Origin of the sequence: Allobosea sp. RAF48 (assembly GCF_052114025.1) — a bacterium.
In the GTDB taxonomy this organism is placed as follows: Bacteria; Pseudomonadota; Alphaproteobacteria; order Rhizobiales; family Beijerinckiaceae; genus Allobosea.
The window spans coordinates 58,831-76,002 of sequence record NZ_JBFRDZ010000013.1; the positions used below are offsets into that span (position 1 = coordinate 58,831).

At 66.2% G+C, this 17,172-nt stretch carries 19 protein-coding genes; 5 read left to right on the top strand and 14 right to left on the bottom strand.

Annotation, left to right across the window (positions count from 1 at the left end; all coding sequences use genetic code 11):
• Positions 1-24 precede the first annotated feature (24 nt).
• The gene (locus tag AB4Z10_RS21720; RefSeq protein ID WP_441472477.1) at positions 25-1,179 is read left to right on the top strand and encodes a trans-sulfuration enzyme family protein; all 1,155 of its coding nucleotides are present in this window, start codon (positions 25-27) and stop codon (positions 1,177-1,179) included.
• 7 nt (positions 1,180-1,186) lie between these two features.
• Here the strand turns inward: AB4Z10_RS21720 and AB4Z10_RS21725 are convergent, their stop codons facing one another.
• Complete coding sequence (locus AB4Z10_RS21725) at positions 1,187-1,771, bottom strand: glycoside hydrolase family 19 protein (RefSeq protein WP_441472478.1); 585 nt, start codon at positions 1,769-1,771, stop codon at positions 1,187-1,189.
• Positions 1,772-1,916: 145 nt separating this feature from the next.
• Here AB4Z10_RS21725 and AB4Z10_RS21730 point away from each other — a divergent pair, with 145 nt between their 5' ends.
• Positions 1,917-3,215, top strand: coding sequence for an aminotransferase class V-fold PLP-dependent enzyme (locus tag AB4Z10_RS21730; protein ID WP_441472479.1), 1,299 nt, complete (start codon positions 1,917-1,919; stop codon positions 3,213-3,215).
• 77 nt (positions 3,216-3,292) lie between these two features.
• Here the strand turns inward: AB4Z10_RS21730 and AB4Z10_RS21735 are convergent, their stop codons facing one another.
• Positions 3,293-3,814 carry a cysteine dioxygenase gene (locus AB4Z10_RS21735; RefSeq protein ID WP_441472480.1) on the bottom strand — a complete coding sequence of 174 codons (522 nt, stop codon included), beginning with the start codon at positions 3,812-3,814 and terminating at the stop codon, positions 3,293-3,295.
• A 180-nt stretch (positions 3,815-3,994) separates the two neighbouring features.
• Between AB4Z10_RS21735 and AB4Z10_RS21740 the strand changes: the two genes are divergently transcribed.
• Positions 3,995-4,468, top strand: a complete 474-nt coding sequence (locus AB4Z10_RS21740; protein WP_441472481.1) for an Lrp/AsnC family transcriptional regulator — start codon at positions 3,995-3,997, stop codon at positions 4,466-4,468.
• A 70-nt stretch (positions 4,469-4,538) separates the two neighbouring features.
• Here AB4Z10_RS21740 and AB4Z10_RS21745 read toward each other — a convergent pair whose 3' ends face one another.
• From AB4Z10_RS21745 to AB4Z10_RS21770, 6 genes are all read right to left on the bottom strand, one after another.
• The gene (locus AB4Z10_RS21745) at positions 4,539-5,225 is read right to left on the bottom strand and encodes an OmpW/AlkL family protein (RefSeq protein ID WP_441472671.1); all 687 of its coding nucleotides are present in this window, start codon (positions 5,223-5,225) and stop codon (positions 4,539-4,541) included.
• Between the two features lie 155 nt (positions 5,226-5,380).
• Complete coding sequence (locus AB4Z10_RS21750) at positions 5,381-7,003, bottom strand: peptide chain release factor 3 (protein WP_441472482.1); 1,623 nt, start codon at positions 7,001-7,003, stop codon at positions 5,381-5,383.
• A gap of 163 nt (positions 7,004-7,166) precedes the next feature.
• Positions 7,167-7,943 carry an ABC transporter permease gene (locus AB4Z10_RS21755; RefSeq protein ID WP_441472483.1) on the bottom strand — a complete coding sequence of 259 codons (777 nt, stop codon included), beginning with the start codon at positions 7,941-7,943 and terminating at the stop codon, positions 7,167-7,169.
• On the bottom strand, positions 7,940-8,878 hold the full coding sequence (locus AB4Z10_RS21760; protein WP_441472484.1) for an ABC transporter ATP-binding protein: 939 nt from the start codon (positions 8,876-8,878) through the stop codon (positions 7,940-7,942). Before AB4Z10_RS21760 ends, AB4Z10_RS21755 begins: the two co-directional genes overlap by 4 nt.
• A gap of 235 nt (positions 8,879-9,113) precedes the next feature.
• Positions 9,114-9,812 carry a hypothetical protein gene (locus tag AB4Z10_RS21765; protein ID WP_441472485.1) on the bottom strand — a complete coding sequence of 233 codons (699 nt, stop codon included), beginning with the start codon at positions 9,810-9,812 and terminating at the stop codon, positions 9,114-9,116.
• Between the two features lie 274 nt (positions 9,813-10,086).
• Positions 10,087-10,311 (bottom strand): YjiS-like domain-containing protein, encoded by a 225-nt coding sequence (locus AB4Z10_RS21770; RefSeq protein WP_441472486.1) that lies wholly within the window; start codon positions 10,309-10,311, stop codon positions 10,087-10,089.
• A 103-nt stretch (positions 10,312-10,414) separates the two neighbouring features.
• Here AB4Z10_RS21770 and gcvA point away from each other — a divergent pair, with 103 nt between their 5' ends.
• The gene (gcvA, locus tag AB4Z10_RS21775; protein ID WP_441472487.1) at positions 10,415-11,347 is read left to right on the top strand and encodes a transcriptional regulator GcvA; all 933 of its coding nucleotides are present in this window, start codon (positions 10,415-10,417) and stop codon (positions 11,345-11,347) included.
• Positions 11,348-11,457: 110 nt separating this feature from the next.
• On the opposite strand, the gene AB4Z10_RS21780 is transcribed toward gcvA, so the two are convergent.
• From AB4Z10_RS21780 to AB4Z10_RS21795, 4 genes are all read right to left on the bottom strand, one after another.
• Entirely contained in the window at positions 11,458-11,751 is a 294-nt protein-coding gene (locus AB4Z10_RS21780) for a hypothetical protein (RefSeq protein WP_441472488.1), read from the bottom strand.
• A gap of 148 nt (positions 11,752-11,899) precedes the next feature.
• Positions 11,900-12,520 (bottom strand): TlpA family protein disulfide reductase, encoded by a 621-nt coding sequence (locus AB4Z10_RS21785; protein ID WP_441472489.1) that lies wholly within the window; start codon positions 12,518-12,520, stop codon positions 11,900-11,902.
• Positions 12,521-12,657: 137 nt separating this feature from the next.
• Positions 12,658-13,542 (bottom strand): tellurite resistance TerB family protein, encoded by an 885-nt coding sequence (locus tag AB4Z10_RS21790; RefSeq protein ID WP_441472490.1) that lies wholly within the window; start codon positions 13,540-13,542, stop codon positions 12,658-12,660.
• 101 nt (positions 13,543-13,643) lie between these two features.
• A complete protein-coding gene (locus AB4Z10_RS21795) occupies positions 13,644-14,114 on the bottom strand; it encodes an Lrp/AsnC family transcriptional regulator (RefSeq protein ID WP_441472491.1) in 471 nt (156 codons plus the stop codon).
• 125 nt (positions 14,115-14,239) lie between these two features.
• Here AB4Z10_RS21795 and hppD point away from each other — a divergent pair, with 125 nt between their 5' ends.
• Positions 14,240-15,376, top strand: a complete 1,137-nt coding sequence (gene hppD, locus AB4Z10_RS21800; RefSeq protein WP_441472492.1) for a 4-hydroxyphenylpyruvate dioxygenase — start codon at positions 14,240-14,242, stop codon at positions 15,374-15,376.
• A 42-nt stretch (positions 15,377-15,418) separates the two neighbouring features.
• On the opposite strand, the gene AB4Z10_RS21805 is transcribed toward hppD, so the two are convergent.
• Together AB4Z10_RS21805 and AB4Z10_RS21810 are read right to left on the bottom strand one after the other, a co-directional pair.
• Positions 15,419-16,210 (bottom strand): AprI/Inh family metalloprotease inhibitor, encoded by a 792-nt coding sequence (locus AB4Z10_RS21805; protein ID WP_441472493.1) that lies wholly within the window; start codon positions 16,208-16,210, stop codon positions 15,419-15,421.
• Positions 16,195-17,169: a 2-hydroxyacid dehydrogenase gene (locus AB4Z10_RS21810; RefSeq protein ID WP_441472494.1), complete on the bottom strand. Its 975-nt coding sequence runs from the start codon at positions 17,167-17,169 to the stop codon at positions 16,195-16,197. The genes AB4Z10_RS21805 and AB4Z10_RS21810 overlap by 16 nt, the downstream gene beginning before the upstream one ends.
• Between the last annotated feature and the right edge of the window lie 3 nt (positions 17,170-17,172).

Below are 17,172 nucleotides of genomic sequence, written 5' to 3' on the forward strand. Positions count from 1 at the left end.
GGCAGCGTGACGGTTGGAGAGACGATGAGCACGAAAAGCTGGAGCCCGCGGAGCCTCGCAGCGCAGGCGATGGGCAAGGTCGATTCGGTGACCAAGGCCGTGGTGCCGCCGATCCATGTCTCGACGACCTATATCCGCGACGAGGACAACGGCTACTCGACTGGTTTCATCTATGGCCGGCCTGACAACGAGACGGTCCATGAGGCGCAGGCCGTGCTCGCCATGCTGGAAGAGGCCAAGGCCGGCGCGCTGCTGTTCGGCTCGGGCATGGCTGCGGCGACCGCCGTGTTCCAGGCGCTCTCACCCGGCGACCACGTCGTCGCCTCCAAGGTGATGTACTGGGCGCTGCGCGCCTGGCTGCTCAACGAGGCGACACGGTGGGGCCTGAATGTCGATTTCGTCGAGACCGACGATCTCGCTGCGCTCAAGGCAGCCGTGAAGCCCGGCGCGACCAAGCTCGTCTGGATCGAGACGCCGTCGAACCCGCTCTGGACCATCACCGACATCGCGGCCGCGGCCGAGATCGCGCACAAGGCCGGCGCGCGGCTCGCGGTGGATTCGACCTGCGCCTCGCCGGTGCATACGCGGCCGCTGACGCTCGGCGCCGACATCGTGATGCATGCGGCGACCAAGGTTCTCAACGGCCATTCCGACGTCGTCGCCGGCGCGCTTTGCGCCAATGCCGACGATGAGTTCTGGAACCGCATCAAGACCGTGCGCAAAGGGCAGGGCGGCATCCTCGGCCCGTTCGAGGCTTACCTCCTGATGCGCGGCATGCGCACGCTGCATCTGCGGCAGGAGCGCCAGTCGGCTTCGGCGATGGAATTGGCGCAGCGCCTCTCGGCCCATCCGCTGGTGGCGCGCGTGCTCTATCCCGGCCTGCCGCAGCACCCCGGCCACGACATCGCTGCGCGGCAGATGGAAGGCGGCTTCGGCTTCATGCTGTCGATCCAGGTCACCGGGGGCGAGGCGGCGGCGGTCAAGGCCGCGGCCCATGTCGAACTCTACAAGCGTGCGACCTCGCTTGGCGGCGTCGAGAGCCTGATCGAGCATCGCGCCTCGATCGAGGGCGCCGGCTCGCCCTGTCCGACCGATTTGCTGCGCCTCTCGACCGGTATCGAGGATGTCGGGGATCTCTACGCCGATCTCGACCAGGCGCTGAAGGCCGGGCACGTTTGAGGGGCGGCTAGATCCAGATCGCTTTGGCGAGCTTCAGATAGCGCGCCCGCGCGGCCAGGCCGTTGTGCCCGCCATTGACGAGCTTCGTCACTCGCTCGACATCGTCGGCATCGGCGGCTGCGCCGATGCCGCGCTCGCGCCAATAGGAAAAGGCGACGGAGAGCGCGATCGCAGGTTCCTTTGCCCGCTCGGGCTCGGCTTCAAGATCGATGCCGAGAAGCTGCCCGAAGCGGCGATAGTTCGCCCGGCCGGTGAGCTGGAAGATGCCGCGGCCATGATAGCGAATGCCGTCGCCGGCCTGCGTGTTGCCGAGATCGCGCCGGCCTTCATAGCGGCTGAAGTAGACGGGGCCGCCATATTCCTCGAGCGTGCGGAAGCCGTCGGTCTCGTGTGCGGCTTGCGCGAGGAAGTGGCATATGCGCAGCCGCGTCGTCACGCCGTGGCCGGGCGCCAGCCGATCGAAGCCGCCTGCAATGCCGGCGAGGATCGCCGCGCCTCCATCGGGCGCGAGCCGGCGAAGCTTCGGCTCGGTGACGGCTGAGGGCGCTGGTGCCACAATCGTCGGCGCTCCCGTCCGGCCAAAAATCGACATGCGCAGGCTCCCCTGAGGTTTGAGCCGGCCAGCATGCGGCCGCCGTCCGGACCGGGGATAGAAGTGCCCCTTTATCCCCGCATTCCGTCACAGGGCTGAAACACCGCTTCGCTACGCGGCACCGACCCCGCAGGAGGCGACGACCATGCAAGCCCTCGAGACCAATCGCCGTGCGTTGCTGCTCGGCCTCGGCGCCGCTGCGCTGACGACGCAGGCCATGACCGCTTCGGCCCGCTCTTTGCCGGCACTGCCGACCGCGAATATCGGCTCCGACACCGCCTATTGGACTGCCGTGCGCAATCTCTATGCGGTGACGCCGGACATGGTGAACCTCGAGAACGGCTATTGGGGCATCATGGCCGAGCCGGTGAAGGCAGAATACAAGCGCCTGACCGACTTCGTGAATTTCGAGAACACGGTCTATGCCCGCACCAAGATCGGCAAGGACCTCGACGATGTCCGCACGCCGCTCGCCGCCTTTCTCGGCGTCGCGCGCGAGGAGATCGCGCTGTCACGCGGCGCGACCGAGGCTCTGCAGGCGCTGATCTCCGGCTACAACAAGCTGAAGCCCGGCGACACGGTGCTCTATGCCGATCTCGACTACGACTCGATGCAGTATGCGATGAACTGGCTGAAGGGGCGCCGCGGCGTCGATGTCGTCAAGTTCGCCATCCCGGAGCCGGCGACCCGTCAGGCGGTGCTCGACGCCTATGACGCTGCGCTCAAGGCCAATCCGAAGTCACGGCTCCTGCTGCTGACCCATGTCAGCCACCGCACCGGCCTGATGATGCCGGTCAAGGAGATCGCCGTCATGGCGAAGGCGCGCGGTGCCGACGTCATCCTCGACGCCGCCCATAGCTGGGGCCAGGTCGACTTCCAGGCCAAGGACCTCGGCGTCGATTTCATCGGCTTCAATCTGCACAAATGGATCGGCGCGCCGCTCGGCGTCGGCATGCTCTACATCAACAAGGAGCGCCTGGCCGACATCGACACCTATCTGGCCGACGAGGACTTCAAGGCCGACGATGTGCGCTCGCGGCTGCATACCGGCACGGTGAACTTCGCCGCCCAGCTCGCGGTGCCGACGGCGCTGGCGCTGCATCAGGAGATCGGCCCGCAGGCCAAGGAGGCGCGCTATCGCCATCTGCGCAACTACTGGGTCGCCAAGGCGCGAGAGCTGAAGGGCGTGGAAATCCAGACACCGGACGATCCGAGCATGGTCGCCGGCATTACCTCCTTCGCGCTGACCGGCAAGCGCACGGTGGCGGAGACCAACGCGATCGTCGCGGAGCTGCGGGACAAGCACAGGGTAATGACGGTGCGTCGTGGCGGCGTCGCCCGGGGCGACACGATCCGCATCTCGCCGGCGCCCTACATCATGGAAGCCGATCTCGATCGCTTCATCGCCGCGCTGGCGGTGGTTTCGGGCAACCGGGCGGGCTGAGGCCGATCGGGAAGCCGCGGGGCGGGGGTCCATGCACCCGTCCCGCCGCAAGCAGTGCGCCGCGGTTACGGCACGTGTCAGCCGCTGATGGCGGTATATTCGGTCTCGATCGAGGAGGCGTGAACCTCGTGGTCGAAGCCGTAGATATGGATCGAAATCGCCTCGCCCGGCCCGAAATTACGCATGCGGTGGATGTTCGGGCCTGAGGGCAGCATGCAGGCAACATAGCCCGGCTGGCGCTCCTGCTCTTCGGTAGGCACGGCGCGGGCGCCGTCGATGGCCCGATACCACGTCTCGGTGACGGTGCCGGAGACGACGCCAAAGCAGCAAGAGCAATGGTGATCATGGGTCGAGGTGGCCGAGCCTTCGCCCCAGACGATGGCCCAGACGCTGACATCCTCATTGCCGGCGAGCAGGTTGCGGCTGTAGCCGCCCGCCTTGCGCTCCAGCGGCAGGCGCTGGATCAGATCGGGCATGGCGACAAGCTCGTGCAGGACTTCTCGCGCTGCTGAGAGATAGTCGCGCGACAGCGTGCCTGCATCGGTCCGCAGGCTCTGGAGTACGGCCCCACGCCGCTCCTCGTTCAGAAACCCCTGCATGTCGTCCCCCTCTCGAACCCTTGCGAAAAAGGATACGGGAGGGGGGCGGGCATTGGTTTGCGCAGTTGGAGAATTTTCTTCCCTGATTGGAACCTGTTGCCCTAAATGGGATAATACGTGGAAAATATTCTCCGCTTCATTCCTTGGGAAAGAAGCTGATGCCGAATTCGCCGAGGTTTCATGGCCAAGCTCGATGCTTTCGACCTGCGCATTTTGGCGCGGCTGCAGGAGGATGCGAGTCTGCCGCTCGCTGAACTCGCGGAGGCGGTGGGGCTATCGTCATCGCCCTGCTGGCGGCGGGTGCAGAAGCTCGAGGAGGGCGGCTACATCAAGCGCCGCGTAGCGCTGCTCGACCGGGAGATGCTCAAGGCCGGCGTCACGGTCTTCATCGCGATCAAGACGGCCCGCCATTCGATGGAGTGGCTCGAACGCTTTCATCAGGCCGTGCACGACCTGCCGGAGATCGTCGATTTCTACCGGATGAGCGGCGAGATCGATTATCTGCTCAAGGCCTATGTCGCCGACATCGCCGCCTATGACGCGCTCTACAAGAAGCTGATCTCGCGCATCGACCTCAGCGACGTGACCTCGATGTTTGCGATGGAGGAGCTGAAATCCACCTCGGCGATCCCGCTGGGTTTCGCCGAGGTGTGAACGCCGGCGGCGGAGGGAGGGGCGAACCGTTCCCTTTCCGCCAGCCGAACCGCCGAAGCCGGGCCGGATCTCAGAAGCGGTAGGTGACGCCGGCGCCGATGAGCCAGGGGTCGATCTTGACCTTGCCGGCGATGAGTCCGTTGTTCACCTTCACCTTGGGCTCCAGGAAGATTTTCTTGACGTCGAAGTTGAGGCCCCAGTGCTGGTCGATCATGTAGTCGAAGCCGGCCTGGAGCGCGAAGCCGAAGGTATCCTTCAGGTCGAAATCGGTGAAGCCGCCCTTGGCCTTCTCGTTGAAGAAGACGGTGTAGTTCACGCCGACGCCGAGATACGGCTTGAAGGCGCCGAGGTCGGTGAAGTGGTACTGCAGCATCAGGGTCGGCGGCAGCAGCCAGGCCGAGCCGATGCGCGCGCCGGCGAGACTGCCCGCACCCTTCACATTATGCGGGGTGACGCCGAGGATGAGCTCGGCGGCGATGTTCTTGGTGAAGAAGTAGGTGATGTCGAGCTCGGGCACGACCGAATTGGAGATATCGACCTTGCCGCCGACGATCGGCGCCCCGCCCAGCCTCAGGCTCGCCTCTTCCTGCGGCATGACGAAGAGCGCGCGTCCGCGGATCATCCACGGGCTCCAGCTGGTGAGCACCGGGGCCAGGGGAGCGGCCTTGGTCGAGGGCAAATCGGCCGCCTGGGCGCTGGTCAGCGCCGTGGCGCCCAGCAGCACGGCGGCAAGAGAAAGACGGATCGAGCGAGACATCATGGTAGCAGCTTCCGGAGTCGCGAGCCTGCGACGCGGGTTGCGCCTCAAAGCTCATGCCTCCATCAGCGCCGGTTTCGCGCGATGCGAATTGATGCGGATCAACCCGAAAGGAGCGCGCCGCGGCCTGTCGCTTTCAGGCCACAGCGGCCGGCTCAGCCCTTCACGCCCTTCTGATAGTCCTTGATGGCCGAGAAGGTCACATCGGGTGCGCGCTCGGCGTCGTATTTCAGCGTGAACTGTGATGAGGCCATGAAGACCGGGTCGCCGTCGAGGTCGTCGGCCATGGCCGAGGGCTTCAACCCGACGAATTTCGCCAGCGCCGCCTTGTCGTCCGAGGAGACCCAGCGGGCGATCGCGAACTGGCAGGGCTCGAAGTCGATCGGCAGCGAATACTCCGCCTCCATGCGCTCCTTGAGCACGTCGAGCTGGAGGGCGCCGACGACGCCGACGATGGCGGGCGCGCCGTCATGCGGCAGGAAGAGCTGGACGACGCCTTCCTCCGCCATCTGCTGCAGGGCTTCGCGCAGCTTCTTGGCCTTCATCGCGTCCTTCAGCTTGACGCGGCGCAGGATTTCCGGCGCGAAGCTCGGCACCCCCTTGAAGACGATGTCCTCACCCTCGGTCAGCGTGTCGCCGATGCGCAGCGTGCCGTGGTTGGGCAGGCCGACGATGTCGCCGGCGAAGGCTTCCTCCGCAATCGAGCGGTCGCGTGCGAAGAAGAACTGCGGCGCGTTGAGCGGCATCGGCTTGCCGGTGCGGACGAGCTTGGCCTTCATGCCGCGCGTCAGCTTGCCCGAGCAGACGCGCATGAAGGCGATGCGGTCGCGATGGTTGGGGTCCATGTTCGCCTGGATCTTGAAGACGAAGCCGGTCATCTTCGGCTCAGACGCTTCGATCGGGCGCTTGTCGGCGAGCTGGGCGCGCGGGCTCGGGGCGTAGGCGCCGAGCGCATCGATGAGGTCGCGCACGCCGTAGTCGCGCAGTGCCGCGCCGAAATAGAGCGGCGTCAGATGGCCCTCGCGGAAGGCCTGCAGATCGAAGGGCTTCAGGCCCTCGGCGGCGAGGAAGACCTCTTCGCGCCAGGTCTCGGCGGCGCCATGCGGCAGAAGCTCGTCGAAGAGCGGATCGTCCCAGCCGGAGACGCGCTGATCCTCGGCGCTCTCGTCGCCCTTCTGGTTGCGGCGGAAGGTGTTGGCCTTCAGGTCGTAGGTGCCGGCGAATTCGCGCCCGCGGCCGACCGGCCAGGTCATCGGCGCGACGTCGAGCGCCAGCGTCGTCTCGATCTCGTTGATCAGGTCGAAGGGGTCGCGGGTCTCGCGGTCGACCTTGTTGATGAAGGTTACGATCGGGATATCTCTGAGACGGCAGACCTCGAAGAGCTTCTTGGTGCGGTCCTCGATGCCCTTCGCCGCGTCGATCACCATGACGGCGGAGTCGACCGCGGTCAGCGTCCGGTAGGTGTCTTCCGAGAAGTCTTCGTGGCCGGGCGTGTCGAGCAGGTTGAAGACATGGCCGCCATATTCGAAGGTCATCACGGAGGTGACGACCGAGATGCCGCGCTGGCGCTCGATCTTCATCCAGTCCGACGAGGTCTGGCGGCGGCCCTGCTTGGCGCGGACTTCGCCGGCCAGCTGAATGGCGCCGCCGAAATAGAGCAGCTTCTCGGTCAGCGTCGTCTTGCCCGCGTCAGGGTGCGAGATGATGGCGAAGGTGCGCCGGCGCGCATGCGGCGCGGGGCGGGCCGCGGACGCCTCGATGGTCGAAAGATCGGTCATGGCGCGCATCAAGACGGAAGGGGGGCGGAAGTCAATTGGTTGTACGGAACGTCATTCTCGGGCGTAGCGAAGCGCAGACCCGAGAATCTCCTCCCGGAGGAGGCTCGGGCGCGTCATTGTCATGAGATGCTCGGGTCAAGCCCGAGCATGACGGCTCTCTTGCTCAATTCTTCAGCCGATATCCCGTCTTGAAGATCCAGCCGACCACTGCGATGCAGGCGGCGAGGAAGACGAGCGTCATGCCGAGGCTCACGCCGAGGCTGACATCGGCGAGCCCGAAGAAGCTCCAGCGGAAGCCGCTGATCAGATAGACGACCGGGTTGAACAGCGTCACCGTCTGCCAGAAGGGCGGGAGCATGCTGATCGAGTAGAAGGAGCCGCCGAGGAAGGCGAGCGGCGTCACGATCAGCAACGGGATGACCTGCAGCTTCTCGAAGCCGTCGGCCCAGATGCCGATGATGAACCCGAACAGGCTGAAGGTCGTCGCCGTCAGCACCAGGAAGAGCAGCATCATGAAGGGGTGCTCGATCCGGAGCGGGACGAAGAAGGCCGCCGTTGCGAGGATGATGAGGCCGAGCAGGATCGATTTCGACGCGGCCGCGCCGACATAGGCTATCACCGCCTCCCACCAAGCGACGGGAGCGGAGAGCAGCTCGTAGATCGTGCCGGTGAATTTCGGGAAATAGATCGCGAAGGAGGCGTTGGCGATGCTCTGCGTCAGCAGCGAGAGCATGATCAGGCCGGGCACGATGAAGGCGCCATAGGGCACGCCGTCGATCGACTGCATGCGTGAGCCGATCGCCCCGCCGAAGACGATGAAATAGAGCGAGGTCGACAGCACCGGCGAGACGATGCTCTGCAGCGGCGTGCGCCAGGTGCGCGCCATCTCGAAGCGGTAGATCGCCGCGATGGCATGCGGGTTGAAGCTTGCGGCGCTCATGCCCGCTCCCTCACCAGATTGACGAAGATCTCTTCCAGCGAACTCTGGCTGGTGCTGAGGTCGCGGAAGCGGATGCCCGCTTCCGACAGGCCCTGGAGCAGTGTGGTGATGCCGGTGCGCTCGGCCTGGGTGTCGTAGGTGTAGACGATCTCATCGCCACCCTCAGACAGCTTCAGGTCGAAGCCCGCGAGCGTCGCCGGGACGGCGCCGATCGGCTGCTGGAGCTGCAGGGTGAGCTGCTTCTTGCCGAGCTTGCGCATCAGCTCGGCTTTTTCCTCGACCAGGATGATTTCGCCCTTGGAGATCACGCCGACGCGGTCGGCCATTTCCTCGGCCTCTTCGATGTAGTGCGTGGTCAGGATGATGGTGACGCCATCATCCCTGAGCCGGCGCACCATTTGCCACATGTCCTGCCTGAGCTCGACATCGACGCCGGCCGTCGGCTCGTCAAGGAAGAGGATGCGCGGCTCGTGCGAGAGCGCCTTGGCGATCATCACGCGCCGCTTCATGCCGCCGGAGAGGCGGCGGATCTGCGTGTCTTTCTTGTCCCAGAGCGAGAGGTCCTTGAGGATTCGCTCGATCAGGGCCGGATCCTTCGGCTTGCCGAAAAGCCCGCGGCTGAAGCTGACCGTGCTCCAGACGGTCTCGAAGGCATCGGTCGTCAGCTCCTGCGGTACGAGGCCGATGGCGGAACGGGCCGCGCGATAGTCGCGCTGGATGTCGTGCCCATCCGCCAGAACCGTGCCGGTGCTTGGCCGCACGAGCCCGCAGATGATGCTGATCAGCGTCGTCTTGCCGGCGCCGTTGGGGCCGAGCAGAGCGAAGATCTCGCCGCGCCGGATGGCGAGGTCCACCGATTTCAGCGCGCTGAAGCCGGTGGCATAGGTTTTGGAGAGGCCGGAGACCGAGATGATCGGCGGGGTCGTGTCTGACATGGGCGGCATATAGGGGAGCCGGAGCTTGGTTGCGATGGCGGGGCCATGCCGGGAAAGCATGATCGCCTGTCAGTTCGTGGCGGGAAGCGCCGCCGCAAACGAGAAGGCCGGGCGCAGGGCCCGGCCTTCTTCACGCGACGCAACCGCACGCTACTTCATGAAAAACCACAGCAGGATGATGATCGGGATCGGAATACCCACAAGCCACAGGATGATGGAACGCATTGGCAGCCCCTCATTGAAAGGATGATGCTGCGGCAACGCTTCCGGGCGGGTAAAAGTTCCTACCGGTCCGTGCCTGGGACGGGGCCAGGGCTTCCGCGCTCGGGTGCCAGATAGGTTGGTAGCCATGCCTCAGCGCGGCAAGCGTGGCTGGCGGGGTGAGAACGGTCGCCAGCCCTTTCGGACGGGGATGAAGCGCAACATAGCCGGCTGGTGACCAGAGCAGGGCGGTGTCTGCGCGCAGTGCCAGAAATGCTCCTTCGCTCTCGGACAGGAGCATCGCGCCGTCCGGCAGTTCTTCTGCCGGCAGCCGGTGCATGCGCTTGGCCCGTCCTATCCGGCGATCGGCATCGAGGATGCGGTCGATCTCGGGAAAGAGCGGCGTTTCCGGGAGGCGCAGGCCCTGCACCAGCGCGTCGCGATAGGCGAGCGCGTCGCGGCGGCGGCATTCCATGCAGGGGCGATGGCCGGCTGCAAGCGCCGTCACCTCGTCGCAAAAGAAGAGCTCGGTGTAGCCGTGGCCCCAGACCTTCCGGCGGCGCCCCTTGAATGAGAGGACGCAGCAGAGCCAGTGCTGCGTCGCCTGAATGCGGGCCGGCACCTCGCGCCGGTCGGGATCGTGGAAGCGGCCGCCGCGATTGCCGAAGAACAGCCCGCGCGCCGGGTCGGCGGTGAGCGTGCCGTCAGGCCTGACTCGGTTGGGCAGGGGCATCGACGATCTCCGTTACGAGCGCGGGATCATGATTTAGCCCCCGCGCGTCAGATCACGTCAGCGATGTCGATCGTGGCAGCTTCCCGCTGAAGCGCTGCATCGCCTGGATCGTTACCGGCAATCTGTGCAAGGCAACGGCCGGCAAGGGGCGCGTCGGCGAGCGTGCGACGACAGGAAAAGGGGGCTGGCGGTCGTTGTCGACCTCCAGCCCCTTTTTTCGTTCGGTTCCGTTCTGGCCGGCCTCGGTCCGGTCGGGTTCTCCGCAGCGGGCTTCTCAGGCGGCTCCGGCAGGGCGGCCGGCGTCCGCGTTGACGCGCTCGACATCACTGCGCGACAGGGCGAGATCGGAGAGGGCCCGTTCGTCCATCGCGTAGAGCGCGCGTGCGCTGCTCCTGGCATCGAGCCAGGCCTCGAGCTGCAACAGCAGCCCCAGGGCACGGCCGCTCGACCGGCGGGGAGCGGAGAAGGAAAGTCCGGCTATGGCAGGGCTGGCGTACATGACGCGCCTCCTGAGTGATCTAATCGACCCGGAATCTGCGCCTTGCTCGAGGGGGAAGCAAATGCGAAGTTCTTCGCATTGCCCAAGCTGAACTTGGCCTGACATGAGCCGTCGCCATCTCCCGCCCCTGGCTTCCCTGCGCGCCTTCGAAGCCGCTGCCCGGCATCGCAATTTCGAGAAGGCGGGGGATGAGCTCGCCGTTACCGCAAGCGCCGTCGGCCAGCATGTGAGGTCGCTCGAAGCCTGGCTGCGGCGCCCGCTCTTCATCCGGCTGCCGAGCAAGGGCGTTGCCTTGACCGAGATCGGCGAACGTTATGCCGCGACGATCTCGCAGGTGCTCGACCAGCTCAACGAAGCCACGGCCCGGGCTTTGAGACCGGAGGCGCCGAACGCCCTGACGGTCAGCACCTTGCCGAGCTTCGCCCTGAACTGGTTGATCCCAAGGCTCGGCTCGCTGAAGGAGCGCGAGCCCAACCTGGAGGTGCGGGTCGAGATCTCGGTGAGCCTGACCGATTTCGCCCGCGAGAATGTCGACGTAGCGATCCGCTTGGGCCGCGGCGGCTATCCGGGGTTGCAGACGGATCTCCTGATGGAGGAGAATTTCTTTCCCGTTTGCAGCGCCGCGCTGCTCGGCGACCCGGAGCGGCCGCTACGCGAGCCGGCGGACCTCAGCCATCACACCTTGCTGCATGAGATTCCGGAGGGAATCCCTGATTTTATTACCTGGCCGCGCTGGCTCGGCGCGGTCGGCCTGCCCCAGATCGACGCGACGCGGGGCCCACGCTTCTCGCACACCTTCCTGGCCTTGCAGGCCGCCGCGTCAGGGCAGGGGGTGGCGCTCGCCACCAATGTCCTGATCGGGGATTATCTCGATGCCGGTCGTCTGGTCCGGCCGTTCCCGCATCAGGTCAAGGGGCCGCACCAGTACTATCTGGTCTGCCCGGTGGCTTCCGCGCAGCGGCCGGCCATCGCGGCTTTCCGGAAGTGGATCTGCGACGAGGCGGCAGCCCATGTGGCGCTGAGCGTCGGTCCGTGAGCATGGCTGCCGCGCTCACGGACGGCGCCTGATGCCGGTCACGCCGGAAGCAAAAAAGCCCCTCGGAGAGGGGCTTCAGTCTGGTCTCGAGAACTCAGGGTGCCGAAGCCTCAGTAGTAGCCGCAGACCCGGCGGTAGCCGATGACGTTGCCCCAGCGGTCGAAACGCTCGACCAGATCACAGGAGCGGACGGGAGCGGCATAATAGCCGTGGCCATAAGCCGGGCGAGTGGCCGAGGCGATGATAGCGCCCGCGGCGAGCGCGCCAACCACACCGGCTCCGACGCCCCAGCCACCGTAGCCATAGCCCCAGCGCGGGCGCGCCTCGGCGCCGGAGGCGATGAAAGTGGTGGCCAGGGTCGCGGCCGCGAGGGTGGCGGTCAGCGTCTTGCGGAACGTCGTCATGCTCGTCTCTCCCGACTGGTGCGAGAGCGAACTGCTCGCCCTCTATGCCGATTGGTCGCGGGACGGAGCGGGGAGGTTCAATGCAGGAGGCGATTATTTTTTCGGGGTCGATCCGCGGGAGCGCACGAACCCTGCTTTCATTGGCAAATCAGCCCGCCGCTCTTGCGTAGAAGCGCAGCAATTTCAGCCCCTCAGGGTTGTCCCAGTCCGCTTCGCCGACGAGATAGCCGACGCTACGCGCTTCATGATCGAGCACATAGGTCATTGGCATGCCGTAGAGGGCGAATGGCGTTGGCTGGGTCGATTTCGGCCCGGAAGCAACTGCGCCGGCAGCATCGATGAAGGTCGAGAGGTCGGCAAGCCCAAGGCGCTTGAGATAGGCGATCACGGTCGCCGCCGATTTGTCCAACGACACCGGAAGGACGACGAAGGGCTCATGCGCCGCTCTTGCCTGCAGGCGCCGCAGGATCGGCAGCTCGCGCCGGCAGGGCGGGCACCAGCTCGCCCAGAAATTCAGGAGAATGGCTTTGCCGCGATAAGCCGAGAGGGGCCTGCTCTTGCCGTCGAGGTCGGTGAGCGCGAGGGAGCCGGCATCCTCCGGCGGATCGAGCTGCACGAATTGCGAGGCGGAGCCGGCAAAGAGCGGCGGCCGCGCAAGAGCGGGCACGGCGGCAAGCGGCGAGAGCAGCGTCAGCGCGAGGGCTTGGCGGCGCGTCGGCGAGGGGGCGTTCAGCTCCGGTGCCGGTCCGCCGTTCTTCGAGTCAGGCATGGCCCCGCACCTAGCAGCAGGGAACACGGAAGTGGAGGCGGCGCGGCTTCCAACTCGCGAGCCTGTGATGTTCTCAGCCGGCTTCCGCGATGGGCGAAAGCCGGCGCTGGCGGTGCCTGTGGTCTGCCTTGCCCGGTTCAGACCTTTGCGGCGCTGGCAGCAGCGTCGATATTGGCGACGAGTTCCGCGTCCAATCCCAGCGAACCGGCGAGGCCGGCCAGGAAGTCCTTCTCCGGCGCAGTGTCCGGATTGATGGCGATGCGCGCCGCCGTATAGATCTGCGCGGCGAGTTCCGGGCTTTCTGAGGCTTCGACGAGTTCGTCGATCGAGGCTGGCTTGGCGAGTTCCTGTGCCAGCCAGGCATGGGCGTCCTGATCGAGATTGGCCTCCTTGAGGCCGCCGAGAATCGCATCGCGTTCTTCGGTGTCGATATGGCCATCAGCCGCCGCTGCCGCGATCATGGCGCGGACGAAGACGAGGGCGGTCGCTTCGCTCGCCGCCTGCGGCTCGAAGCCGGTTCCGGCGGGGGCGGGCAGCAACTCCTGCTGGCGGCTGTCGAGCACGGGCTTGCCGGCCTGATAGTTCTGGTAGGCCTTGTAGGCGAGGCCGCCGATCAGGGCGAGGCCGCCGAGCTTGGCTGCCGAGCCGGCGACGGAGCGGCCGGTCGAGGTGCCGAAGACGAGCGCGCCGAGACCGCCGAGCACGGCCGTTGCGAGGGCAGGGTTGCTGTTGAACAGGCCCTTCGCCTGCTCGATGAGCTGGTCGGGTGTCTTGCCGCCGGTGATCCGGCCGAGCGCATCGTTCGCGCCCTGCTGCACGCCGGTCTGGCGCGCGGCGTCGCCGACGCCCTGACTTGCCTGGGTCAGGATTTGCCCGGCGAGCCCGCCGAGGCCACCCGAACGCTGCACCTGTTCCGCCAGGCCGCCGAGCATGCCGCCGAGGCCACCCTGCTGACCCGCCTGCGTACCTGCCTGGCTGCCGGCGCTGATCAGGGCATCAAGCAGCGATTTGGCGTTGAACATCGACGTTCTCCTGTGGTGGCCGCAGTGGGAGGGCATGCGACCGGGATCGATCAGCCGCATCAAAGCGGCGTGACGAAGGCGCAGTTTGCACAAGCGCCGCGCTATGTCATCGGCAGCGGCAGGAGCCCCGGTTCCTTAAGCGTTTCGAGCGCGATCTCGGAGCGGACGCGCGCCACGCTCTCATGCGGCATCAGGATTTCGTTGACGAGCCGGGCGAGCGCCTTGAGATCGCCGACCGCCACCTTCAGCAGGTAGTCCGCCTCGCCCGTGAGCGCATGAGCCTCGAGAATCGCCGGCGTCAGCCGGACGAGGTCGCGGAAGCGCCGGGCGTTGTCGCGCGAATGGGTGTCGAGCGCGACATGGATGAAGACGATGACGCCGAGCCCGACGGCTGCCGGCTCCAGCGCCGCGCGGTAGCCGCGGATGACGCCGTCCTGCTCGAGGCGCTGGCGGCGGCGCGAAACCTGGCTGGCAGACAGGCCGATCTGCTCCGCGAGAGTTGCATTGGTCAAGGAAGCGTCGCGCTGCAGGGCATCGAGAAGCCGCCAATCGAGGGTGTCGAGCGTGGTCATGTCGTGCGCCATTCTGCTTGTGGGTGCATGGATGATGCATCTCTTGCGCGGCTGCGTACAGATTCGCACGCCCCTTGCCTCCATTCTGCGTGACCATGTGCCCTCAACAGAACAGGAGGAGTGCCATGGGTCCCTTTCCGCACGATGCGGCACCGCCGGAAATCTCGGCCGCGAATCCGATGGGCACGGACGGCTTCGAGTTCGTCGAGTACGCCCATCCCGAGCCGGAGAAGCTCGGCGCGCTGTTCGAGACCATGGGCTTCATGCCCGTTGCCCGTCACCGTTCGAAGCAGGTGACGCTCTACCGCCAGGGCGATGTCAATTTCGTCGTCAATGCCGAGCCGGATTCCTTCGCCCAGGCCTTCGCCGCCGAGCATGGCCCCTGCGCATGCGCGATGGCCTTCCGCGTGGTCGATGCGAAGCATGCCTTCGAGCGGGCCGTCTCGCTCGGCGCAGAGCCCTATGAGAGCGCGATCGGGCCGGGCGAGCTTGCGATCCCTGCCGTACGCGGCATCGGCGGATCGCTGCTCTATTTCGTCGATCGCTATGGCGAGAAGGGCTCGATCTGGGATGTCGATTTCGAGTGGATCGGTGAGCGCGATCCGCATCCCGAGCAGGCCGGCCTCTATTATCTCGATCACCTCACCCACAACGTCCACCGCGGGCGCATGGACCATTGGGCCGGCTGGTACGGCAAGCTGTTCAATTTCCGCGAGATCCGTTTCTTCAACATCGAAGGCAAGCTGACCGGCCTGATCTCGCGGGCATTGACCTCGCCCTGCGGCAAGATCCGCATTCCGATCAACGAGTCGCTCGACGACAAGAGCCAGATCGAGGAGTACCTGCGCCAGTACAAGGGCGAGGGCATCCAGCATGTCGCGATGGGCGCGCGCGACATCTATGCCAGCGTCGAGCAGTTGCGCCGTAACGGCCTGCCCTTCATGCCGTCGCCGCCAGACACCTATTACGAGAAGGTCAATGCGCGCGTGCCGAACCATGGCGAGCCGGTCGAGCGGCTGAAGGCGGACGGCATCCTGATCGACGGCGAGGGAGCCGTGGCGCTCGGGGACAAGCAGGGGCGGATGAGCAAGGTGCTGCTGCAGATCTTCTCGGGCACCGTGCTCGGCCCGATCTTCTTCGAATTCATTCAGCGCAAGGGTGATGACGGCTTCGGCGAGGGCAATTTCCGCGCTCTGTTCGAGTCGATCGAGGAGGACCAGATCCGGCGCGGCGTGCTCAAGCCCGCGGACGCGGCGGAGTGAGGTTTCTGCCCTGTCGCGCGGGTGCCTTTCGCGCGGCAGGGTCTACGGATTGAGCTTGCGCATCAGCAACGGCGCGCCGACCGCCGGGTCCTTGCGCCATTGGCCATTCTCGAAAATCAGGTCGATGCCGTGGCCACGGCGGGCGACGAGGGTGAGGCGTCCGCCGTCATAGCGCCAGCCCGCCGGGTCGAAGATGGTGAGCCCGGTATCCTGGCAGGAGCCTTCGAAGGCGGCTGTCGCTTGCCCGGCTGCCGTTGGCGGAGACAGGATGAGACGGCACGCTTCGCGGTTCTGCTGGCGCATTACCACATAGCGCCCGGGCAACGTCGTGGCCGCAGGCGCTGTGGCCGGGTCGACCGGAGTCTGTCGTTGTGCGGCGGTCGCCGGATTCGCGGATGAAGCCGGCGCGACGCGGGGGTGGTCCTTCGAGAGCAGCCGATAGGCCTTGCCGTCGCTGCCTTTGCCGTCCAGTCCGGTTGCAGGCGTGCCCTTCTGGAAACCGACCACTTCCTTGCCGCTGGCGTCCAGCAGCTGCGGCTGGCCGTTGGCTGCCAGTGTCCAGCCCGTCGCATCGTCGAGGATCGGCAGAGCGCGGCGGCATGTGGCGGGGAAGCGCAGCTGGCGGGCCGTGCCGGATGTCTCCGCACCGAGGGTGACGGTGCAACTGCGCGTGGCGCCTGCCAGTTCGAGCTCCCAGGCTCCAAGCCAGCGACGGATCGTCTCCGGGGCCTTGTCGGCGCCGCGCGGAAGCGGCGCCGTCTGGGCGGCGGCCGGCAGGCTGCCGGCGCCGAGCACGAGAAGCGGCAGCAGCCGGCGAATCAGGCCTTTTTCCATGGGGTCTCCGGCACGGGCGTCAGCGGGCCCTTGCCATCGAACCATGAAACGAGATTGTCGACCAGAAGCTGGCCCATCGCCTCGCGGGTATGGACCGAGGCCGAGCCGACATGAGGCAGGAGCACCGCATGCTCGATGGCGATCAGCTCGGCCGGCACGCGCGGCTCATCCTCGAAGACGTCGAGGCCGGCGGAGAGGATGGTCTTGTCCTGCAGCGCCTTGATCAGGGCCTGCTCGTCGATGACGGTGCCGCGGCCGACATTGACGACGATGCCGTTCGGCCCGAGCGCCTTCAGCACCTCGGCATTGATGATGTGATGCGTCGAGGCTCCGCCCGGCGCGACCGAGATCAGGGTGTCGACGTCAGCCGCCATGTCGACGAGCGAAGGATAGTAGCGATAGGGCACGTCGTCCTGGCGCGAGCGGCCGTGATAGGCGATCGATACGCCGAAAGCCTCGAGCCGGTGCGCCACGGCCTTGCCGATGCGGCCGAGACCGACGATGCCGACCGAACGCTTGCGCAGCGAAGTCGTGAGCGGATAGGCGCCCTTCAGCCACTTGCCCTCGCGCAGGTAGCGGTCGACCTGAGGAAGCTGGCGTACGGTCGAGAGCAAGAGGCCGATCGCGAGATCGGCGACCTCGTCGGTGAGGACGTCGGGCGTGTTCGTGACGACAAGGCCGCGCCGGCCGGCCTCGGCCGCATCGACATGATCGTAGCCGACGCCGAAGCTCGAGACGATTTCGAGCTTGGGAAGCGCATCGAACAGTGCACCGTCGACGCGATTATGGCCGCCGCCGGCTGCGACGCCGCGGACGCGTCCGGAGACCTCGCGCAGCAAGGCGGCGCGATCGGGCGCATTCCAGAGCTCGTGGACCGTGAAGCGCGCCTTAAGCTGATCGGCGGCATAGGCCATCAGCGGTCCGGTCATGATGATTTCGGGCTTGGTCGAGGCTGTCATCGT